This window comes from Trichococcus shcherbakoviae, from assembly GCF_963666195.1.
GTDB classification, from domain to species: domain Bacteria; phylum Bacillota; class Bacilli; order Lactobacillales; family Aerococcaceae; genus Trichococcus; species Trichococcus shcherbakoviae.
Window position 1 is genome coordinate 2,231,095 of record NZ_OY762653.1, and the last position, 21,697, is coordinate 2,252,791.

Sequence of the window (21,697 nt, forward strand, 5' to 3'; positions counted from 1 at the left end):
AAGAATGCCATTATTGGCAATCGCCGGCGACAAGGACTACAATGATTTTGAGGAAAAAGGAATTAAAGTGAGGAGGAAATCAGATGAAAGAACTGCAGCAAATTCCCGGCATCGGTCCGAAGATGGCGGCAACACTGGTCTCATTGGGCATAAATACAGTCGCTGACCTGCGCGACAAGAATCCGCAGGAACTTTATGAGCGTTTGAACAGGATAACCGGGCAGCGACAAGATCCCTGCGTATTGTACACTTTCCGCTGCGCCGTCTATTATGCGACCGAACCGAATCCGGATCCGGAAAAATTGAAGTGGTGGAACTGGAAAAATGGATAGGTCAGCCAAACCGTCTTCTTTACTATTTATACCTATAGGGGTATAATGGTTTTTAACAAATCTGGTGAAGCCCTACAGAGTAAAGGAGATAACAATGGCGCAGGAATTCTACAAGAAAATATACTCGGTGCGGGAATTTTATACGATTTTGTATGAAGGGGTCCGCACAATGAAATACATGATCAAGGCCAAAAAGAAAAAAGAATTAAGTCCGGAATTTATCGAAAGGATCATGTTGGGGGTGACGGAAGTCAATGGCTGTGAAGTTTGTTCCTATGCCCACACGAAAATGGCGCTCGAGCAGGGGATGGCTGCGGAAGAAATCCAGCAATTGTTGGCGGGGTCTGTTGACGAAATCTCTGTTGAGGAAATGCCGGCGTACCTTTTCGCCCAGCATTATGCGGACAGAAGAGGGTATCCGACCGAAGAATCCTGGGATCGGATTGTTTCGCTTTATGGGGAAGACAAGGCTAAAGGAATTTTGGGTGCCATTCGGGCCATAATGGTCGGCAATGCGCATGGGATCGCATTCAGTGCTTTCTTGAGCCGTTTGAAAGGCAAAGCTGTCAAAAAGAGCAGTCTGTTGTATGAAATCACAATGATGCTGAGCATCATCGTCTATCTGCCGCTGACCTTGATCCATGCTCTAATCGACGGCCTGTTCAAGAAACCTGTCATCAGTTTCTGAGGATGCACTTGAACTAAAATCATTCTGTTTGTGGATAACGAAAAAGATAAGCTGTGGAAAACCATTACTAATGGCTTTTCCACAGCTTATCTGCGTTTAAATGGGTATAACTTTCCGTCAGACCCGTTCCAGGTTCTTCAACGACAGATCGAGGATCGCGGAAGAGTGGGTCAGGGCTCCTGATGAAAGGTAATCCACTCCGGTATCGCGCAAGGCAGCGATGTTTTCAGCGGTTAGGTTTCCGGAGCATTCCACCAAGGCGCACCCGTCAATCAAACGGACGGCTTCCTTCATATCCGCCGGGGTCATATTGTCCAGCATGATGATGTCGGCTCTCGCTTCGAGGGCCTCTTTGACCATATCCAAGTTTTCCACTTCGACTTCGATCTTATGCACAAAAGAGGCATATTCCCGCGCAGCAGCAACAGCCTGTTTGATGCCGCCCGCCGCAGCGATGTGGTTATCCTTCAGCATGACGCCGTCGGATAGGCTGAAACGGTGGTTGTGACCGCCGCCGACTTTTACGGCATACTTCTCGAAAATTCGGTTGTTCGGTGTCGTCTTGCGAGTGTCTAGCAGCGTGATGCCGCTCCCCTCCAGCAAGTTGACAATCTTGCGGGTATGCGTGGCGATGCCGCTCATGCGTTGGAGATAATTCAGGGCGGTGCGTTCGCCGGACAGGATGACGCGGATGTCACCGATCACCTCGGCCAACAAATCTCCCGATTTGACGGCATCACCGTCCTGACAATGGAAAAATACTTCGATCGTATCATCAAGGAGAGCGAAGGTCCTGGCGAAGACATCCAGGCCCGCGATGATGCCGTCCTGTTTGCACAACAGCTCGGCTTTGCCTTTCGTATAGCCTGTGAGGATGGCGTTGATTGAGATATCCTCAGTGGGGATGTCTTCCTGCAGTGCCGCCAAAATCAGGCGATCCCTATTACTTTGCATGGGCTTCCTCCTCGATTCCGATTTCTTCCAATAGTCTTCTGCGTGCTTCCGCCAAGCCATCCGTGACGGAGCGGGCATCCGGTTCGGGGAAAGGATAAGGAAGTGCGCACTGGAATGACTCATCGATGGCTTGGGCGGCGCGCTTGCTGAAAACCAAGCTTTCCAACAGCGAATTGCTCGCCAAACGGTTCTTCCCGTGAACGCCGTTGCAGCTCGTTTCCCCTGCGGCATACAAGTTAGCCAGCGAAGTTTTGCTTTGCAGATCCACTTCGATGCCGCCCATGAAGTAATGCTGGGCGGGCACGACCGGGATGTAATCTTCTGTCAAATCATAGCCTTCCTGCAGGCAGTGGGCATGGATGCCCGGGAACCTTTCGGCGATCGATCCTTCTACGTGGCCTTTCAAAAGCATACGGACATAAGGCAAGCGGTCTTTTTCCATTTGGGTGTAGATTGCTTTCGTCAACAGGTCGCGCGGCAACAGTTCATCAGCAAAGCGTTGGCCGTCTTTGCCTACGAGGATGGAGCCTTCCCCACGCAGCGATTCCGAAATCAGGAAAGCTCTCCCTGGACGTCCGGTATACAACGAAGTGGGGTGGATCTGGACATAATTCATGTCCTTGACGCGGATGCCGTGCTTCAGCGCAACGGCGATGGCATCGCCTGTCAAATGCGCGAAGTTGGTCGATTTGCTGAACAGCCCGCCGATGCCGCCAGTGGCAAGTAAGGTGGACTGTGCATAAACGTTGAATAACTTTCTGGACTGATCGCGGAGCACCGCGCCGTGGCAACGGTCGCCGGCAACCAAAAGATCGACAAGCGTGCTGTTTTCCAGAATGCTGACATTTTTCCGCTCTTTTATCCTAGCAATCAGTTTGCTGTTGATTTCCTTTCCGGTCATGTCTTTGCAATGCAAAATCCTGGCTCGGGAGTGGGCGCCTTCTTTGGTGTAGGAGAAGCCATCCCCCTTTTTGTCGAATGCGATGCCCAAACCGATCAAATCGTCGATGATTTCCTGCGAGGACCGGATCATGGCTGAAACGGCCGCTTCGTTGTTTTCGTAGTGGCCGGCACGTAAAGTGTCCTCCATGAAAGGCTCGAAATCCGTTTCGTCGCGCTGGACGCAGATGCCGCCTTGGGCAAGGAAGGAGTCGTTATCTTCCAAAGTACCCTTTGTGACGATTAGAATTTTTTTGTCTTTGCTGATGTTGAGGGCTGCGAAGAGTCCGGCGACACCTGTTCCGATGATAAGGACATCATAGTTGCGCATAGGTCTTCACCTCGGCCAATGCCAGCATACGTTCCAAAGGCTGTAAACCTTTTTGGCGCAGCACTTCATCCATTTCCACAGCAGGTTCGAAAGTTTCCAGAGCATAGATGATTTTCTCGACCGTGTTTAGTTTCATGTCGGGACAGACCTGACCTACGGAAGGGGCATGGAAGCTTTTGCCCGGCGACCGTTTTTCCATCTCATGGATGACACCGATTTCCGTGCAGATGATGAAATCCTGGGATGGGCTCTTTTCGGTATAGGCAACGAGGTCCGATGTGCTGCCGACGAAGTCCGCCAAAACAAGGATTTCCTCCTTGCATTCCGGATGCGCCAGAATTTCGGCTTGCGGAAAGTCGCGTTTCATCTTCAGGACATCGACAACGCGGATGCTGGTATGGATCGGGCAGTAGCCGTCATTGAAGAGGAACGTTTTCTCGGGAAGCTGATGCGAAATGTATCTGCCCAGGTGCTCGTCGGGAATGAAATAGATATAGCGGTTGGGAAGGGCGGCGATGACGTTTTTCGCATTGGATGACGTCACGCAGACATCGGCGTGCGCCTTGATTTCAGCTGTGGAGTTGATGTAGCAGACGACAGCCACGTCTTCGTAAGTTTCGCGGATTTTCTGTATGTCGCGGATTTTGACCATGTGGGCCATCGGACAATCCGCTTTCAGGTCGGGCATCAGGACGACTTTCTCCGGATTCAGCATCTTCGCGCTTTCGCCCATGAAGGCGACGCCGCAGAAAACGATCACTTTTTCCGTGACCTGTGCTGCAATTTTGCTCAAATAGTACGAATCCCCGATAAAGTCTGCGATATCTTGAACGGCTCCAGGAACGTAGTAGTGTGCGAGAATGACGGCATCTTTTTCTGCTTTCAGTTGCAATATTCTTTCCGTAAGTTCATCCATTGTTGCGACCCCTTTTTTGTGATAGTTTAATGAAAATGACTATATCACGTAACTTTACAGGTGTCAAGACACCTTGTGAAAGAAAGAACTTATCCAGCTTATTTGGCCATTCCATTTCGAGACTATCGGAATTCATCAAATAGCATCAGCTACCCATCAACAGTGATCGATGTAAAAAAGCCTTTCCCCAATTTTGGAGAAAGGCTTTTTTAGGTGTGTGACTTCTCAATACTTCTCGAGGCTCTTTCGGAATGACTGCAGATGTCCTTCGGAAGCATTGCGTAAAGCCGTGAAGGTTGCACGAACGTCATCAGGGATGTCCTGTTCGAGGAATTTGTTGTACATCGCGATGTTGTCAACTTCTCCTGTGGCGCAGTTATCCAATGCCTCTCTTACATCCGCCGCACGTTGGATGTGATCTGCAGATTCGTCAGCCGGAATCGCCAAATTGTATTTTTCGAACAGAACAGTCATTTCGGTGATGTGCTGAGCTTCAGAAGAAATGATGTTGTTGAACGGAGCTTGATCTCCGAATGTTTCCAGTACGTAGGCGTATTCTCCATGGGCCAATTGTTCATCCTGGATGGCATATGTGAACATCTCTTCCATCGTCAGATTGTCGTCTGCCATGGCGCCGACCGCACCGTAGCTGTATGGTGCGTCATTCGATTCGTCTTCTTCCATGTCGCTTTCTTCCATCATGGATTCATCTTGTTCGGAACTGTTGGCTGTTTCTGAACTGCTTTCGACCATTTCCGATGAGCCGCCTGCTGAAGAATCATTTGTCGAGGTATCATCGTCCGCGGAACAACCGACCAACAGGAGCAGACTCAACAAGGCGGCCGAACCGTAAAGTTTCTTCTTACTGTTCATTTTTTTTCGTCCTTTCATACAAACGCTGCACGATTGAATGGGGAGGGTAATTTGAGAATGTGGCTGACGTTTTTGAATGATGAATGGCAAGGATGAACGAACAACTTGTCAACTCAAAGGTACGCCACCCTAGAAAAAATGTCAAAAAATTGGACCTAGACGGAAGTAAAATTAACCTCTCCCACGATATCCCAATATTTGCATAGGCACGCTGTTTTGAGTACTATTGAATTAGGCGAATAATGTATTTATTTCGTGATACGCTGTATGACCGGTTACTTAAAGGCAATTATTTTTTTTATTGGGCTCGTTGGATAAGGAGGAAATAAGATGGAAACAAAAATGGAAACGAAACAACTGGAAACACCCATCAAAATAACGGTGGCTGTGACTTACCTGATCATGATCGTCGTCAATGCATTGGCAAACATCCTTCCGATCAACGGCATCGACACGGGTGCGGTATCGGATGCCTATCCGAACTTGTTTGCGCCCGCAGGATTGACATTTTCAATCTGGGGTGTCATCTATCTGTTGTTGTTGGGTTATACGCTTTACCAATTCGGTATTTTCCAAGGGGATAAGAGCAAGGTGAAGACGGAATTATTGCGGAAAATCGGTATCGTCTTTTCAATCAGTTCAGTGGTGAACGCTGCTTGGATCTTCAGTTGGCATTACCGCATGATCGGCCTGTCGGTGCTTCTTATGCTGGTGCTTCTGCTGAGCCTGATTTACATCAACCAGTTGATCCTGAAGGAAAAACTCGATCAAAAGGAAAAACTGTTCATCCGTCTGCCGTTCAGCGTCTATTTCGGCTGGATCACGGTGGCGACGATCGCGAACATCACAACGCTGCTGGTCGACATCGGCTGGAATGGCTTCGGAATCTCCGAATCAGTCTGGACAATACTTATAATCGTAATCGGGCTTGCGATCGGAGCCGTCACGATGATCCGCAACCACGATATCGCATACGGACTCGTGATCATCTGGGCTTATGCGGGCATTCTGATCAAGCATATGTCCGAGGCTGGATTCAACGGCCAATACTCGGGCATCATCACGACCGTCATCGCCTGCATCGTGCTGATGGGCGTGGCGATCGGCTATGTACTCTTCGCGAAGAAACAAACTCCATCTATCCTAAAATGATTATAATTTCGACAATGGGGTAGTTTGATGGATTAGAGACAGGTCCCGGCACTGATTCAACTGAATTGGTGCCGGGACCTGTTTTTGCGCCATTTCAGACCCTTTCCGCTGTCATCGTATTGATGGTTCTGCGGTTGCGGAAGTGATAAAATAAGCATGAGACAATGTGCTTCAGAAAAGGAGACGTGGAGAAAATGAGCTTTGTGATTGAAATGGTGGAAACGCAGGAACAACCGACTTTGGTTTTGAAAACGGTTACTCCGGTAAGCGAGCTTCCGAAAATATTGGGGAAGGCCTTCATGGACATCGTCACGCACATCATGGAATTGGGTGAACAACCGGTTGGACCAGCTTTCGTCGGCTATTTCAACATGGATATGGAAAGGCTCGAATTGGAAATCGGTTTTCCAGTGTCCAAAGCGCTGCCGGGCAAAGGCGATATCCTTGCCGGGAGCATTCCGGCAGGCAAACAGGTCAGTTGCATGTACAAAGGCCCTTATATGGAGATGCCGCCCGCTTATGAGGAAATTGAGAAATGGATCAAAGATAATGGCTACAAGCCGCTTGGTCCCGTCTATGAACATTATTACAATTCGCCTGAGGAAGTACCCGAAAGCGAATTGTTGACGAAAATCGTATTCTTATTGGAATGAGAATACGCCAATCCCTATTTCAAAGAATGAGGCGATATCTATGACAGACGTAATGATCAACAAAGAAGTGGAAGCATTTTTTGCCGGGAAACCGGAAACCAAAGCTTTGTTCATGGCTGTGGAAAGGAAAATCCGGGCAATCGGACCCGCCATTATCACGGTGACAAAGACCCAGATTTCTTTTGCCACGCGGACACAATTCGCCTGGGTCTGGATGCCGCTGACGACCGACAGAAAGCGGCCGCTGCACAGCCTGGTGCTGAGCTTCGGCTGCGGGCGCAAGATTGTGCATGATCAGATTGTCGAAGCCGTCGAACCGTATCCCGGACGATGGACGCACCATGTCATCATTGCGGAGGAAGCGGATCTGACGGGTATCCTTGATGTTTGGCTGCTGGAAGCCTACCGGTTCTCGGAAACGCGCGGACGCCAGCCTGCTTCAAAGATATAAGCAACCGCAAAACGAGAGTAAGGGGGGGAGAACATTATGAGTGAAACGCATCTGCACAGAGGTCGCCAGACTGTCAAATTGGGTTTGATCAAGGTAGTGCATGATCTTTTTCCGGAAGAGACGCTGAAGACATCCTATTCCATTTTGGAAGGGGTCTTCTGCAATCTGTACGGATCGATCTTGTCGACAAGGGAAGTGAAGCAGATCGAATTGAAACTGCGGGAATGGGTCGAAAAGGACTGCGCTATCGAGCTGCTGGATAAAGAGGGCGGCTATTACCATTATCAGGTGGGGGACATCATCGTGAAGGCTGTCTATCCGGCTTTCACGGAGCCCCACCTTGTCGAACCGTTCACCATCCTGCCATTTTCCTACGGGTTCATCGTGGATTTCGGGGATATCGACAAGGGCAGCAATCGACCGCTGATTCCGCCTGTGCAGTTATCCCAAGCGTTCGAAAAGAACCAGATCTGGATGGACAATATCAACATCGAGTTCGTCAATGACGTGAATGACTATATCCGATCCGGGCGCACGATGAAATTGGTCAGCATCGCCGAAGCTCTGCACGAAAAGGAAATTTCCATCATTGCGGACGCCATCCTGCAGCATCGGCGCGCCTTGCGCCTGCTGTTGGTTTCGGGGCCTTCCTCTTCAGGGAAAACATCCTTCACTCAAAGATTATCAACGCAGCTGGAAGTGAACGGGCTGAAGCCGGTCGCACTGTCTTTGGACCATTATTTCGTGGACAGGGAGCATACGCCCCGGGATGCAGACGGAAAGTACGACTTCGACAGCATGGAGGCGTTGGATCTGCCCTTGCTGAAGCAACAAATCGCGCAGCTGATCGCCGGCGAGCGTGTATCCGTCCCTCAATTCGACTTCATCACTGGCCAGCGCCAGGCCGAATATAAACCGATGCAGGTTGGTCCATCGGAGATCCTTATCATTGAAGGTATCCATGCGCTGAATCCGGAATTGGTCACCAGCATCAACCGCAACCTTATCTACAAAATCTACATCAGTGCACTCGGCGGCCTGAACATCGACCTGATGAGCCGGGTTCCGACTTCGGAAATCCGGCTGCTGCGCCGTTTGGTCAGGGATGACAAATACCGGGGCGTCACGCCGGAAAATACGATCCATCAATGGGACAGCGTGCGCCGCGGCGAATACCAGAACATCTTCAAATTTCAGGAAGAAGCCGACGTGATGTTCAATTCCAGTATGATCTATGAGATGAACGCCCTGCGCCCCTTCGCGGAAACAGCGCTGCAGAAGATTCCGGCCGACAGCCCTTATTATGATACGCGGGAACGGCTCCTGAACCTGCTGAGTTTCTTCGAACCGCTGGATGTCTCCAAAGTGCCGTTCAATTCCATTCTGAGGGAATTCATCGGCGGCAGCATTTATTACGATTGAGCCGAAAAAGGAAGGGCCGATGGAAATGAATAGGGAGGAAATCATCGCGTGGCTTCTGGAAGGCGATCCAGCCATCCAATTTCATACAAGACGCGATCTGTTGCATGAAGACCAGGCTGCGTTGGCTGACCTGCGGAACAGGATAGCAAAGGAAGGTTGGGGCCGCGCTTTTCTGGAACGGCAACAGCCTGATGGGCACTGGGGACGTTGGTTTTATCAGCCGAAATGGACAAGCAGCCATTACACCTTGCTGGATCTGCGGAACCTCTGCATCCCGGCGACCTGGGAAATAAAAAAGGCGCTGGATCTCATCCTTGCGACCGTCATCGCCACTGATGGCGGTATCAATCCGGCAAAAGGCATCGAGCAGAGCGATGTCTGCGTCAATGGCATGTTCCTGAACTATGCCTGCTATTTCGGGACGGAAGAAGACAAGCTCAGAACGGTAGTGGATTTCGTCATCAGCCAACAGTTGCCGGACGGCGGCTTCAATTGCCGGCTGAACCGTTCCGGTGCCCGGCACAGTTCGGTGCATTCCACGCTCAGTGTGCTTGAAGGCATCCGGGAGTATGCTGCAGCCGGTTATGTTTATCGTTTGGATGAATTGAAACGGATCGAAAGCGGAGGACAGGAATTCCTTTTGCGGCACCGGCTGTACAAATCCGACCACACCGGCGCAATCATCCATCCGAGCTTTTTGAAATTGGTCTATCCGCCACGTTGGCGCTACGACATTCTGCGCGCGCTTGATTATTTCCAAAGTGTCGGTTATCCGTATGACGAAAGGTTGCAGGATGCTCTGGACGTTCTGAACGCTAAACGCTTGCCGGACGGACGCTGGAAAACGCAGGCCCATCATCCGGGCGAAGTGCATTTCATGATGGAAGAGGCCGGAAAACCGAGCCGATGGAATACGCTCAGATGTCTGCGGGTGCTGGAATACTATAGTCAGGACTTTTGAGTTTTAAAGAAAAAAATCAACGTAGAAGGAGCGCTCAGATGGATGCAACCGGATTTCCAAAAGATTGGCTCAGAGTGCAAGGGCCTCAGGAATGGCATGAATGGCTGGCGCAAAACCATGATCAAAAGGATCAAATCTGGCTGGAAATAAAAAAAGCCCATGCTGCAGGCGAGGGCATTCTGCTCGCGGAGGCAGTCGAAGAGGCGCTCTGCTTCGGCTGGATCGACGGCAAAATGTACAGTCTGGATGAAGAAAGCTTCATCATTCGGGTCACTCCCCGCAGATCAGGAAGCGTCTGGTCTTTGGTCAACCGGCGGCGTGCGGAGGCTTTGATGGAGGCTGGGAGGATGACTGAGTCTGGTTTGGCAGCGATCCAAGCAGCAAAGGACAGCGGAAAATGGCAAGCGGCCTATTCCTCGAAGGAAGTTCCGGAGCTGCCCGAGGAATTGGAGCAGGCATTCAGGGATGACCCTGCTGCCCGCGTTTGTTTCGATGGCTGGCCGACCGGCGAAAAAGCCCACTATCTTTTCTGGATCGCCCAAGCCCAACGTGCGGATACCCGCCAAAAAAGGATCGCCGAAACGTTAGAACGGGCAAAAGCCAAAAATAGCCATAAAAAGCCATCCCCTTGAAGAGGATGACTAAGCTTGATTCGTAAGGCTGCCTAAAGTAATTCCTGCGCCAACAAGGAATAGGTTTTGAGCCTCGCCTGTTGGGAATGCGGCATGCTGATGATCATCGCTTCGTCGAAACCGTACTGTTCCTGCAGATTCAGCAATGTTTCGGCTGCCTCTGTTGCGGTCCCGATAATATGCGTCTTGCGGATGTCGTTGATAAGCTGCTTCTCGATTTCCGTCAGCGGGTAAGCTGCGGCTTGTTCCGGGGTCATCAGGTGGTTGCGCATCATTCCGCGGAAAAGCTGCATCTTGAAAATCGCATACGGCAACTCTTCATAGAGCGCTTCTTCGCGCGTGTCCGCGACGATGGCATGGAAAGCGACACTGATCTGTTTTTCGGGCATGGCTGCGGATGGAACAAAATTCTTCTTGTAGAGGTCGAAAATACTTTTATCAAGCGTCCCGGTGAAGAACTGCGCGAATGAATAGCCGACGCCCATTCTGCCGGCCTGCACGGCACTGTTTCCGCTCGAACCCAATAACCAGGTCTGCGGAACGGTCACGTCTACAGGCGCCGCGGGAGTGTCCCGGTAAAGTGGGTCCTGGGGTTTTCGGTCTTCCAAAAGATCCAATATCGTCCGCAGTTTTTCGTAATGATTCTCCAATTGGGGCGGGTTGCCTTGCGCCAATGCGTACATGGACTGACGATCGCCTCCGGGTGCCCGGCCGACACCCAGATCAATCCGGCCGGGCGCAAAGCCGGACAGCGTTTTGAAGACTTCTGCGATTTTCAAAGGGGAGTAATGCATCATCATGACGCCTCCGGTTCCGACCCGGATCCGATCCGTCGCGGCCGCTATGAAGGCGGCGATGATTTCGGGTGCGGCGCTCGCCATCAAATTGCTGCCGTGATGCTCGGCGAACCAAATTCGTTCGTACCCGAGGCTGTCCCCTAAACGGGCGAGTTCTTTGGCGTTCTGCAGGGACTGCTCGGCTGTACCGCCTGCTGTGATGTGGACTTGGTCCAAGATGCTTAGTTTCATAATTTCCTCCGATTTTTCATTCTGAATAATTTGTGAAGGCTTTGTGCGAAATGCTGATAAGATGACTATAACAAACCTAGTCGCTTGGGACAAAGAATCAGCTTTTAAAATGTAAGCAGGATAGGGTGGTCACAAAAGAAAAGGAAGTGGTTAAATGAGCATCATCCATCATATCGAAATCAATGTCAGCAATCTGGCAGCCAGCAAGCAATTTTGGTCCTGGCTGCTGGAAAAGTTGGGCTTCAGTAAATACCAGGAATGGGAGCAAGGCTTCAGCTACAAGGAAGATGATACTTACATCGTCTTCGTCCAGACAGCGGAACGCTTCTTGGATGGATCCTACCACCGCAGCCGGACGGGATTGAACCATCTCGCCTTCGCTGTCGACACAAAGCATCAGGTAGACGAACTGTACAGGGAACTGCAAATTCGCGGTATCCCGTTGTTGTATCCCGAAAGGCATCCTTTCGCAGGCGGAAAGGAACACTACGCCGTCTTTTTCGAAGACCCCGATCGGATCAAAGTCGAGGTTGCGGCAAGGTCCCCATTCGGACAGACGAAACACATCCATTAATGGCGAAAATTTAAATAACAGAAAGTGGGAAAGGCTATGGAAATCGGGATCATCATCCATTCTCTGACCGGAAATACCTTGTCGGTAGCGGAGCGGCTGCAGGAAAGGCTGGCGGCTGACGGGCACGACGTGGAAATCGAACAGCTCAAGACCATCGGAGAGGAAAAAACAAACGAGAACAACAGCGCGAACATCACACTGAAGTCCTATCCAGATCCGCAGGCACACGATCTTCTGATCATCGCCGGACCGGTGAGAGGCGCTTCCGCTTCCCCTGTCCTGAAGCATTATTTTTCGCGGGTCGGCCAATTTGAGAACAAGCCCACGCTCCTGTTTGTGACCGAGTTCTTCCCTTTCCCGTGGATGGGCGGAAAAAATGCCTTGAAGCAGATGACGGCACTTTGCGCAGAACACGGTGCCGAAGTCATCGGCAGCGGCGTCATCAATTGGAAGAATCCTCACCGCGAAAGGCAGATTACGGATTTGCTTCAGCAGTTCAGTGATTTGGCCGCGCGGATGGATCAAAAAATCAAATAGCTGCGCTGCGCAAGGTATCCGGAAAGGGGCATCAAGAGATGATTACCATCTTCAATTCCAAGGAACAGAAGTGGCCAATCAAGGTGTGGCTGGAGAATGAGGAACAGATAGGTGAGGATTGTCTGCAGCAAGCGAAGAACTTGTCTAATCTGCCGTTTCTGCATCAATGGGTCGTATTGATGCCGGATACGCATTCCGGCTATGGGATGCCGATCGGAGGCGTCATCGCTGCCGAAAATGTCATCATTCCGAATGCGGTCGGGGTGGATATCGGCTGCGGGATGAGCTTTGTCCAGACGAACGTTCCGGTTGAACGGCTGATCGAAATCGAGACGCCGAACGGGAAGCTGGCCCAGGCGATCGCGGGCGACATCCTGCGGAATATCCCGACCGGCTTCGAGCACCATAAGAAAAAACAGCAATGCAAATCGGTCGCCCGCTTCCTTGATGGCATGACACCCGAGGAAAAGGAAACAATGCCGCAGGAATTGATGAAGGAACTGGACGATGCCGCCTATCAAGTCGGCACGCTCGGCAGCGGCAACCATTTCATCGAACTGCAGACGGACGATCAGGGAAAGCTTGGCATCATGCTGCATTCCGGATCGCGCAATCTGGGCTTCAAAATCTGCCATTATTTCAACGATTTGGCCAAGGAAATGAACAAGCAGGACCAGTCTCCGGTCCCTCCCGAATGGGATCTGGCTTATTTTTCAACCGAAAGTGATCTCGGGAAACAGTATCTGCGCTGGATGAAATTGGCGATGGATTTCGCCGAAGAAAACCGCAACCAGATGATGGAGAAAGTGCTCGATATCGTCCGACTCTGGGTGAAAAAATACGCCGGCATCAACCATGTCAATTTGTCGGATGCCGTCCACTGCCACCACAATTATGCCGCACTGGAAGATCATTACGGCAAAGAAGTCTGGTCCACCGCAAAGGGGCGATCCGCGCCGGTGTGGGCGAACTGGGCATCATTCCGGGCGCGATGGGGACCTATTCCTATCTGGTCAAAGGCAAAGGCAATCCGGAAAGTTTCCAGTCCTGTTCACACGGGGCTGGCAGGCGCATGAGCCGATTGGATGCTAGAGAGCAGTTCAGTGTCCAGGACACCATCCTGGATTTGAGGGCATTAGGAGTCTTTCTCGCGAAAGCCAAACGGACAGACGTCGGCACAGAATCGCGATTTGCCTATAAAGCCATCGATTTTGTGCTCTCCCAGGAACTAGATCTCGTTGAACCGGTACGCCGCCTAAAGACCGTCGCAGTTGTAAAAGGCTGAAAAGAAAAGAGGGACAAAAATGGAACTGCAGGAAAGGTACATCGCGGCCGGCCTGAAACATATACCGCCGACCGAAAAAGATGGAGTGGAAAGGGCCATGCGCCGCATCATTGCGGAGCGGCTTCAGGAACGCGGCGATGCTTCCGAAGAAACGGAACGCGAAGTGTTGAGGGGATTGGGGAGTCCGAGGATTCTGGCTGAAAAGCAACTGAGTGAACCGCCCCATCTGATCGGACCGGAACTCTACGGCACCTACATGTTGATCGTAAAAATCGTCATGACGGTGGCGGTCATTGGCACGCTGATCGGAAATACCGTCGATTTCATCGTCAATGATGTGGAATTGCTGCGTTATTTCGCCATAAGTTTCGCGACGGCAATAAGTGCGGCAATCGGTGCCTTCGGGTGGGTGACGCTCGTGTTCGCCATCATGGAAAGGACGGCAAAAGAGAAGATCCTTAGAGAAATCCAGGAAGACTGGAGTCTGGCTGATCTGCCCGAGAAGGAAGTTCCGCAGAAACCGTTCAGCAGGATTGGGGTCATCATCGGCATCATCTTTACGGTGCTTTTCCTCGTCCTCGTCAACCAATACAGCCAGCTGCTGGGATTCTACTATTCACTGGACGGCAGCATCCAGGAAATGATTCCGGTGTTGAATCAGGAAGTGTTCCGTAGTTACCTGCCTTACATCAACGCCATGTTGGTGCTGCAATTGCTGTTCTCCGCCAGCAAACTCGTTTTCAGGAAGTGGACCTATCCGGTCGCGACCGCCAATCTGATTTTAAATGTGCTTTCGTTTGTATTGTTGTGGTTCATCCTTCAAGATACAGCCATCCTGAATCCGGAGCTCGTCACGAAAATCGCCGAAGCCACGGATGGGCAAAGGGTGCTCAATACTGCATTCAACTCGATCAAAGCTGTATTCCTGTTCATCTTCCTGCTGGACTCGTTCGAAGGTTTCCATGATGCCTACAAAAACAGCAAAAAGCCGGTCTGAACCGGCAAACAATTGCTGCGGGTATGTGAAAAGAGGAGCGGATGTTCTATAATGGGAATGCAAAACAAAACGGTTATTCCGCTGAGCGGTGGACCGGTATTTTTGGAGGGAACCAATTAATCATGGAACAGACAAAAGCAAAAGAATACATCCTTTACAACGAAGTCACGAACGAATATCTGACGCGCGTCACCTTTATGGGCAGCACCGTCTATAAGACGACGACGCTCGATTTGGCGATGCGTTTCTCCGAGCAGGATAAGGAAAACTTGGAGGCGATGGGAGCCGGCAATCCGGAAAAGGTGCTGAACAACATCGAAGCGACGGCCTTCGGAAACGACAGCGATGTGAAGGAAACATATAGACTGTCCAACTTGAGCTTCCTGTCGATCAACGACTTGACGCTGGAGGAAAGGGCAGCCTTCGATCAGGAAATCGAAGAAGGCAAAAAGAAAGCCGCGAGGATTCATTGCTGCCGGATCGTCAGCAGATAATCCGCCAAGACGCAGCAAGCAGCAATCAATCAAACCAGTCATTATTCAGGACAGAGCAGTAGGCAAATTTTTAGGTCAGGTTGCACAAGCCAGCCCCGTAAAAAGGCTGCTGCTGACTTCGAATGACACTCCTCGACGGATGGGCGAGGAACGCCAGCGAAAAGGCAAAAAAACGGGGCTGTATCAAACCAGAAGATAATTTTCTGGTTTGATACAGCCCTTTTCTATGGAAAAATGAATTTATGCTGACGATTAGCTCCGGGCAGGAGATCTTCCGCCGGAGCTAAACAACAAAAAAGAGCATCACCTCCGACCACTACGGCTTCGCAGGAGAACAGCCACCAATTCCGACTCCAGCTCCGGCCAGCATTCTCTCACCGGAGTTGAAGTTGAGCTACCCGGCATCCCTGCCACCAAAGCAGAAAAAAGAGGCTATCTCTTATGAGACGGCCCCGTTCTTGTTTCATATTTTATTTGCTTGTTGCTACTTCGACTTTTGCTGCCTTCTTAACAGTCGTCACATTGCCCAACGGCAGGACTTCTTCGCCATAGACTTCGTTCAAAACTTGTGCCAATGCGCCGTAGATTGCTGAGAATCCGCAGAAGATACCTTCGTAACCCGCGATAGTCGCAATCATTTCATTGCCTGTGAAGTCTCCCAAAGCAAGCAAGAAGAAAAGCAATGTTAATGAACCGAAGACGATCTGCAGGTTTTTGCTGATGCGCAATGTTCCGACGAACATGCCCAACGTGAACAGACCCCACATGAACAGGTAAGCAGCCATCGCTTGAGCCGAAGCCGCTTCGCCCATGCCAAGTCCAGGCATAACGATCGTTCCGACAAGGGAAAGCCAGAAGAAACCGTAAGAAGTGAAGGCAGTTGCGCCGAAAGTGTTGTTTTTCTTGAATTCCATGATGCCGGCAATGACTTGCGCCATGCCACCGAAGAAAATGCCCATAGCCAAAATCATCGTGTTCATCGGGAAGTAACCTGCATTGTGGATGTTCAACAGGACTGTTGTCATTCCGAAGCCCAATAAGCCAAGCGGCGCTGGATTAGCAGTGAATTCTTTCAAGCTGACGATCGTGTTGTTCTGTGTATTTGATGCGTTTTTCATTAGTAGTCCGTTCTCCTTTGATTTCAAATCTGAAAATAATGTCAGGGTGATTATATCCATATTGCTTGCTGTCGTCAATCTGTTTCGTTGAAAGTACACCAAAAGTTCATTTTTAATACGACGGTAAGTGCGTCTGGGTGTCAGCGTTCTTTCTATGTAAGTGCTGTGAAGAAGTGATTCTGCAGAGAAAATAATAAAACGATTTTGAGGATTCGAAAGGATGGAAGAGAAAATGATAGCGATAAAGAAAATCATTGCGGTCGGCGGGGTTCTGCTCGGGACTGTCGGAGTTGTGCATGCCTATCTGCGCATGGCGCCTTCCAAAGCCGCTGGGGAATTTGCCGATTTGGCGGAGGATTTATTGAAGGAAACGGAGCCGGCAAAGGGTCGCTTCACAGAAACAGATATTGCGACGCTACCCGGCCCTGTCCGACGTCATCTACGCCGTTGCGGATATCTCGGGAAACCGAAAATGGCCTACATGAAGGTAGTTTTTCCGAATGTCTCCTTTTCGCTCGGAAAGGGAAAAAAGGCCATCAATATTGCGTATACACAATATAATTTTGTGGACGGTCCCGACCGGATCGCCTACATCGACAGTTCACTCTATGGCGTACCTTTCGAAGGGGTTGATGCCTATGTCGACGGCAAGGGCTCGATGAAAGGGATTTTGGCAAAAAATATCACACTGTTCGACATTGACGGAGAAGCGATGGACAAGGCCAGTCTGGTGACGTTCCTGTCCGAGTGCCTCTTCGTTCCGAATGCGGCTCTTCAGGACTACATCCGCTGGGAGGCAATCGATGCGCACCACGCCAAAGCAGTGATCACGGCGCACGGCACCACTGCGGAAGGGGTCTTCACTTTCAATGAAGATGATGAAATGATTGCCTTTTCGACCAACGACCGGGAAGCTACGACGATGGATGGAAAAAGTGAAAAAGTCAGATGGTCAGCCATCTGCGGTGGATACAAGGAAATCAATGGCATTCGTCAGCCGACGGATCTGAAGGCGGTCTGGCACTATGACGAAGGGGATTTCACTTACTTTGATGCGAAAGCTGCGATGATGAGTTATGACAAACAAGAATGATTGGAATGAATGGAAAGGATTGACGGAAGCGGAAGCGGCTGAGCGGAGAGTCCGATATGGACCAAACGCGCTGCCGGTACCGAAGCATCGCCTCCTTAGGCTGATCGCAAGGCAATTCCGGGGCATCTTCAATCTTATGCTATTGATTGCGGCGGGAGTGACCTTTTCTTTGGGTGAGCCGATCGACGGCGCCTTTATCCTGTTGTTTGTGTTCCTCGGGACAGCGCTCAACGTCTATCAGGAGCACAAATCGAATCAGGCGGCCGATAAATTGAAAGCCTATCTGCTGAGCACGATCACGGTGATGAGGGACGGAGTGGAAACGGAAGTGCCGACCGAGATGTTGGTGCCCGGGGACATCCTGAAGCTCGAGTCGGGCGATATCGTCCCTGCAGACGCCATTGTCCGCGAAGACCGCGATCTGCTGGTGGATGAAACGACTTTTACGGGAGAGTCCATTCCGGTTACGAAACGTGCGTCCGCGTCAAGCGCAGCCGTTGCCGACAAAGCGACGGTTGCCGCCGATGAAGAGCGCCTGCTGCAAGGGATTGTGATCGTGCGGGGGAATGCATTGGCTGAAATCACCGCAATCGGTCAGGAAACGCAGTTGGCCCATATCGCTTCAACGGCATCCACCGTCCAGGCGGAGAGCGAACTCGTCAAGAGCGTGGATAAAATCAGCAACTTCATCATGAAAGTGACGCTGCTGACGCTCGGATTCGTCGTGGTGGCTAACATCCTGATTGAAGGCCGGCAGGCGGATGTCACGGGCCTGCTGATTTTTGCGATCGCGTTGGCCGTTTCGGCCATACCGGAAGCTTTGCCTTTGGTGCTGACGTTCTCGCTTTCACGGGGAGCCTTGGAATTCGCCAAACGCGACGTCATCGTCAAGCGGCTTTCCGCGGTCCAGGATTTGGGATCCGTCAATCTGTTGTGCACCGACAAAACCGGTACAATCACGGAAAATCATCTTGTATTCAGCAATGTTTATCCGATGGCGGAATCACCCTACGATCCACTGGTCTTGGCGCGGTTGGCCGCCATCAATCTGCATGAGCGTATACCGGAACCTTTCGACCACGCAAGCGATGAGGCCCTCACACACGAACAACGGCAGATTGTGGAGCGCTACAGTCTCGTGCAGGAGGAGGCTTTCGATCCGGCGCTGCGCAGCAACGGTGCGATCGTGAAACAAGCAGACGGCAAAATGCTGCATATCCGACGCGGGAGCCCGGAATATTTCTTCGGGGAAGGTTTGATTCCCCGGGATGCAGTTGCGAATTGGTTAGAGGCGGAGGAAGAAAAGGGGCACCGGGTACTGGGCGTGAGCTACGATGACGGCAGCGGTGCGCGTTTCGGCGGATTTGTCTCTTTCGTGGACCGCATCAAGGATTCCACTATTGCGACCGTAGCGGCCGCAAAACAGATGAACGTCGCCATCACGGTCATCACCGGGGATGCTTTGAAGGTTGCCGAGGCCGTCGGAAGGGAAGCCGGTCTGGTGACGGAGAGCGCTGAAGTTACGGAGGCTGCCGCCTTTTTGGCATTGCCGCTTGCCGAAAGGAAGAAACGCCTGTCCTCCATCCGCGTCTTTGCCCGGACAACGCCGGAGCAGAAACTGGAATTGATCCAATTGCTGAAGGAACAGTTCACGGTCGGTTACTTGGGTGAAGGGATCAATGATGCACCAGCCCTGAAGGCGGCACATGTCTCGATGGTCGTGCAGTCCGCAGCGGATGTCGCCCGTGAGACCGCCGATATCGTATTGCTGCAGAACGATCTGCGGGTCATCGTCGAAGGCATCCGCTTCGGACGGGAAACGCACGCCAACACGATGAAATACATCCGCGCCACTTTGATCTCGAACTTCGGGAATTTCTATGCGGTCGCGATCGGCTCGCTCTTCATCAGCTTTTTGCCGATGTTGCCGAAACAGCTGCTGCTCCTGAATCTGCTTTCCGATTTTCCGATGATGGCCATCGCTTTTGACCGCGTATCGGCCCAGGAAGTGGAACGGCCGCAGCGCTATGATCTGCATTCCCTCTACATCATTTTCGTCACGATGGGACTTGTGAGCACGGTCTTCGATTTCATTTGCTTTGGGCTGTTCTATCGGATTTCCCCGGCAGTGCTGCAGACCAACTGGTTCATCGCCAGCGTTCTGACTGAGATATTGTTGATGCTTTCCATCCGCTCCTTGGCGCCAATCACCAAAGCTGGCTGGCCGGCACCGTCGATCGTGGTTCTATCGGTGATCGCCATGGTACTTGCCGTAGGATTGCCGATGATCCCCGCTACTGCCGCCTTCTTTGAATTCCAAACGCCGACAATGGCGCATTTGGGGATCATCTTGGGGATCGCCTTCGCGTATCTTATCGTTACGGAACTCGTCAAACGTCCATTGTCAGGTTTCGTCAAAAAGAAATGAGCTGTTCGAAAACGCAGGAATAGACCAGTAATTTGAAAGAGAAGGTGAGTGGTATGCATCCTTTTTATGGGGCCGTAAACGAATTTTTTGCAGAAGGGTATTGGTGGGTCGGCTTGCTGTCGATGGCCATGTACCTAACCTTTTGGGCTGTCGTCATCCTTTTTGCGGTCAAGCTCTTCAAAAAATATTTCACCGATAGGCCAACTCCGCCAAAATCGGAGGAAGATTCGGCACTGAAGATCCTTCGCGAAAGGTATGCGCGCGGCGAAATCGATGCCGAGGAATTCAAACAGAAGAAAAGCGATTTGCTGGAATGAGGCAATAAGGAACAGTTTTGGCCTGGAAGGGGTGCATCATGGAACTGCGTTCGTTGCTGCAATTGGCGTACTTTGGCGCTACAACGATTATATTCAAAAGGAAACGGCCGCTGTTGGGTTCCATCATCCTGACCGACAAATGCAATTTGGCCTGCAAGCACTGCGCCGTCAGCAACATCACTAGGAGGTGAAGTTATGCGTTGGACATCATTGTTGCGGATATACCTTACCCGCTCGTTCAAGCCTTTCGTATTTGAAGGGACCCATGAGAATACATTGGATTTTGAAAAACTGGATGATCTGGGGCTGTATGTGCATATCCCGTTCTGCCGTTCGTTGTGCAGTTTCTGCCCTTATTGCAAAGTGGTCCACAATAAACCGCAGGCGGATGCCTATAAGATTGCGCTGCTGAAGGAAATCGACCTGGTCTGCAAAGGGATGTCCGGCAAAAAACAGGCGACGAGTCTTTATTTCGGCGGAGGGACGCCGGCCATGATGTTGGACGATCTGAAGGACATCATCGCGAAGCTGAAACAATACTTCGTTCTGACGGGCGGAATCGGCGTGGAACTCCATCCCAGCGACATCACCGAAGGGAATCTGCAGAAATTGAGGGAGGCGGGGGTGACGATGTTGAGCATCGGCATCCAATCCTTCCAGGAAGACTGCCTACGGAAAATCGGGAGAAGAAACGACTCATTCGTCGAAAAGATCCGTTTGGTGAGAAGTTCCGGCTTTGACGTAGTCGACGTGGACCTGATATTTGCCATCCCGGGTCAGACCGACGAGATTCTGGCGAATGACATCCATACGGCCTTCGCCAGCGGGGCGACGCAAGTCTCGACTTATCCCTTCATCGACTTCACTTTCGCCGACAATGCCTACAAGCCGATGAGCGAAGAAGTAAAGCGGGAGATGCTGGAGCATTTGACGGATTATTGCCATGCAAATGGCATCGAGCGGACATCGGTCTGGACGTTCGCGCAGCGGCAAACCGAAAAATATTCTTCCGTCACGCGGGATGCCTTTCTCGGATTCGGTGTTTCCGCAACCACGCTGCTGAAGGATATCTTCAAGATCAATACGTTTTCGATTCCCGAATACATCAAGCGGATTGAGGGCGATGCTTTGCCGACATCCTTGACGCTCCATTTCACCAAAAGGCAGCGGGCGGTCTATTACCTGTTCTGGAGTGCCTATGCAATGCGAATAGACGCCGACAGATTCGAGGAACTCATCGGCACCCCATTGAACAGGATGTTCGGACTGGAACTGTTCTTGGCGACCAAGTTAGGCTATCTTAAGAAAACAGGACGTGTCTACGAGCTGACCGACAAGGCCGCTTATCTCTATCACGATGTCGAACAGGCGTATACCACAGCCTACATCGATAAGATGTGGCATATTTCAAGGCTACAGCCTTTCCCAGAAAAAATCATTTTGAAATAATTAAACGGCAAAGCAAAAAGGCTGATTCCGCATGGAGTCAGCCTTCTCGGGTATGGATCAGATGCAATGCGGA

At 51.1% G+C, this 21,697-nt stretch carries 23 protein-coding genes and 1 pseudogene; 18 read left to right on the forward strand and 6 right to left on the reverse strand.

Features of this window, described 5'->3' with window-relative positions; translation table 11 throughout:
* The first annotated feature begins 83 nt into the window (after positions 1-83).
* Together ACKPBX_RS10665 and ACKPBX_RS10670 are read left to right on the forward strand one after the other, a co-directional pair.
* Positions 84-332, forward strand: coding sequence for a helix-hairpin-helix domain-containing protein (locus ACKPBX_RS10665; RefSeq protein WP_086990807.1), 249 nt, complete (start codon positions 84-86; stop codon positions 330-332).
* A 169-nt stretch (positions 333-501) separates the two neighbouring features.
* On the forward strand, positions 502-1,020 hold the full coding sequence (locus tag ACKPBX_RS10670; RefSeq protein ID WP_319995331.1) for a carboxymuconolactone decarboxylase family protein: 519 nt from the start codon (positions 502-504) through the stop codon (positions 1,018-1,020).
* 117 nt (positions 1,021-1,137) lie between these two features.
* On the opposite strand, the gene nadC is transcribed toward ACKPBX_RS10670, so the two are convergent.
* The 4 genes from nadC to ACKPBX_RS10690 all read right to left on the reverse strand — a co-directional run bounded on the left by nadC (position 1,138) and on the right by ACKPBX_RS10690 (position 5,033).
* On the reverse strand, positions 1,138-1,974 hold the full coding sequence (nadC, locus tag ACKPBX_RS10675; RefSeq protein ID WP_233442771.1) for a carboxylating nicotinate-nucleotide diphosphorylase: 837 nt from the start codon (positions 1,972-1,974) through the stop codon (positions 1,138-1,140).
* On the reverse strand, positions 1,964-3,244 hold the full coding sequence (locus tag ACKPBX_RS10680) for an L-aspartate oxidase (RefSeq protein ID WP_319995332.1): 1,281 nt from the start codon (positions 3,242-3,244) through the stop codon (positions 1,964-1,966). Before ACKPBX_RS10680 ends, nadC begins: the two co-directional genes overlap by 11 nt.
* A complete protein-coding gene (gene nadA / locus ACKPBX_RS10685) occupies positions 3,231-4,160 on the reverse strand; it encodes a quinolinate synthase NadA (RefSeq protein ID WP_140186757.1) in 930 nt (309 codons plus the stop codon). The genes ACKPBX_RS10680 and nadA overlap by 14 nt, the downstream gene beginning before the upstream one ends.
* Positions 4,161-4,385: 225 nt before the next feature.
* Complete coding sequence (locus ACKPBX_RS10690; RefSeq protein ID WP_319995333.1) at positions 4,386-5,033, reverse strand: DUF2202 domain-containing protein; 648 nt, start codon at positions 5,031-5,033, stop codon at positions 4,386-4,388.
* A 330-nt stretch (positions 5,034-5,363) separates the two neighbouring features.
* Between ACKPBX_RS10690 and ACKPBX_RS10695 the strand changes: the two genes are divergently transcribed.
* The 6 genes from ACKPBX_RS10695 (at position 5,364) to ACKPBX_RS10720 (ending at position 10,304) form a co-directional block, all read left to right on the forward strand.
* On the forward strand, positions 5,364-6,185 hold the full coding sequence (locus ACKPBX_RS10695) for a TspO-related membrane protein (RefSeq protein WP_233442770.1): 822 nt from the start codon (positions 5,364-5,366) through the stop codon (positions 6,183-6,185).
* A 194-nt stretch (positions 6,186-6,379) separates the two neighbouring features.
* Complete coding sequence (locus ACKPBX_RS10700) at positions 6,380-6,838, forward strand: GyrI-like domain-containing protein (protein ID WP_140186753.1); 459 nt, start codon at positions 6,380-6,382, stop codon at positions 6,836-6,838.
* Between the two features lie 40 nt (positions 6,839-6,878).
* Positions 6,879-7,289, forward strand: coding sequence for a DUF5655 domain-containing protein (locus ACKPBX_RS10705; protein ID WP_140186751.1), 411 nt, complete (start codon positions 6,879-6,881; stop codon positions 7,287-7,289).
* Positions 7,290-7,325: 36 nt separating this feature from the next.
* Positions 7,326-8,711, forward strand: coding sequence for a uridine kinase family protein (locus ACKPBX_RS10710; RefSeq protein WP_319995334.1), 1,386 nt, complete (start codon positions 7,326-7,328; stop codon positions 8,709-8,711).
* Positions 8,712-8,730: 19 nt separating this feature from the next.
* The gene (locus tag ACKPBX_RS10715; RefSeq protein WP_319995335.1) at positions 8,731-9,672 is read left to right on the forward strand and encodes a prenyltransferase/squalene oxidase repeat-containing protein; all 942 of its coding nucleotides are present in this window, start codon (positions 8,731-8,733) and stop codon (positions 9,670-9,672) included.
* A gap of 38 nt (positions 9,673-9,710) precedes the next feature.
* Entirely contained in the window at positions 9,711-10,304 is a 594-nt protein-coding gene (locus ACKPBX_RS10720) for a YdeI/OmpD-associated family protein (protein WP_140186747.1), read from the forward strand.
* Between the two features lie 32 nt (positions 10,305-10,336).
* On the opposite strand, the gene ACKPBX_RS10725 is transcribed toward ACKPBX_RS10720, so the two are convergent.
* Positions 10,337-11,332 (reverse strand): MsnO8 family LLM class oxidoreductase, encoded by a 996-nt coding sequence (locus tag ACKPBX_RS10725; RefSeq protein ID WP_140186745.1) that lies wholly within the window; start codon positions 11,330-11,332, stop codon positions 10,337-10,339.
* Between the two features lie 160 nt (positions 11,333-11,492).
* Here ACKPBX_RS10725 and ACKPBX_RS10730 point away from each other — a divergent pair, with 160 nt between their 5' ends.
* The 5 genes and pseudogenes from ACKPBX_RS10730 to ACKPBX_RS10750 all read left to right on the forward strand — a co-directional run bounded on the left by ACKPBX_RS10730 (position 11,493) and on the right by ACKPBX_RS10750 (position 15,219).
* A complete protein-coding gene (locus ACKPBX_RS10730) occupies positions 11,493-11,906 on the forward strand; it encodes a VOC family protein (RefSeq protein WP_319996432.1) in 414 nt (137 codons plus the stop codon).
* A 36-nt stretch (positions 11,907-11,942) separates the two neighbouring features.
* Positions 11,943-12,443 (forward strand): flavodoxin family protein, encoded by a 501-nt coding sequence (locus ACKPBX_RS10735; protein WP_319995336.1) that lies wholly within the window; start codon positions 11,943-11,945, stop codon positions 12,441-12,443.
* A gap of 179 nt (positions 12,444-12,622) precedes the next feature.
* Positions 12,623-13,728, forward strand: a pseudogene (locus tag ACKPBX_RS10740) (RtcB family protein).
* Between the two features lie 19 nt (positions 13,729-13,747).
* Positions 13,748-14,725 (forward strand): hypothetical protein, encoded by a 978-nt coding sequence (locus ACKPBX_RS10745; protein ID WP_140186737.1) that lies wholly within the window; start codon positions 13,748-13,750, stop codon positions 14,723-14,725.
* A 122-nt stretch (positions 14,726-14,847) separates the two neighbouring features.
* On the forward strand, positions 14,848-15,219 hold the full coding sequence (locus ACKPBX_RS10750; RefSeq protein WP_319995337.1) for a hypothetical protein: 372 nt from the start codon (positions 14,848-14,850) through the stop codon (positions 15,217-15,219).
* A gap of 470 nt (positions 15,220-15,689) precedes the next feature.
* Here the strand turns inward: ACKPBX_RS10750 and ACKPBX_RS10755 are convergent, their stop codons facing one another.
* Positions 15,690-16,337, reverse strand: coding sequence for an acetate uptake transporter (locus tag ACKPBX_RS10755; protein ID WP_086628491.1), 648 nt, complete (start codon positions 16,335-16,337; stop codon positions 15,690-15,692).
* Between the two features lie 220 nt (positions 16,338-16,557).
* Between ACKPBX_RS10755 and ACKPBX_RS10760 the strand changes: the two genes are divergently transcribed.
* From ACKPBX_RS10760 to ACKPBX_RS10780, 5 genes are read left to right on the forward strand one after another with little or no spacing between them, the layout of a single operon-like run.
* Positions 16,558-17,430: a DUF6544 family protein gene (locus ACKPBX_RS10760; protein WP_319995338.1), complete on the forward strand. Its 873-nt coding sequence runs from the start codon at positions 16,558-16,560 to the stop codon at positions 17,428-17,430.
* Positions 17,414-19,858 carry a cation-translocating P-type ATPase gene (locus tag ACKPBX_RS10765; RefSeq protein WP_319995339.1) on the forward strand — a complete coding sequence of 815 codons (2,445 nt, stop codon included), beginning with the start codon at positions 17,414-17,416 and terminating at the stop codon, positions 19,856-19,858. Before ACKPBX_RS10760 ends, ACKPBX_RS10765 begins: the two co-directional genes overlap by 17 nt.
* A 53-nt stretch (positions 19,859-19,911) precedes the next feature.
* Positions 19,912-20,175: an SHOCT domain-containing protein gene (locus tag ACKPBX_RS10770; RefSeq protein WP_319995340.1), complete on the forward strand. Its 264-nt coding sequence runs from the start codon at positions 19,912-19,914 to the stop codon at positions 20,173-20,175.
* A 38-nt stretch (positions 20,176-20,213) separates the two neighbouring features.
* A complete protein-coding gene (locus ACKPBX_RS10775) occupies positions 20,214-20,366 on the forward strand; it encodes a hypothetical protein (protein ID WP_319995341.1) in 153 nt (50 codons plus the stop codon).
* A gap of 4 nt (positions 20,367-20,370) precedes the next feature.
* The gene (locus tag ACKPBX_RS10780; RefSeq protein WP_319995342.1) at positions 20,371-21,624 is read left to right on the forward strand and encodes a coproporphyrinogen-III oxidase family protein; all 1,254 of its coding nucleotides are present in this window, start codon (positions 20,371-20,373) and stop codon (positions 21,622-21,624) included.
* Positions 21,625-21,697: the final 73 nt, after the last annotated feature.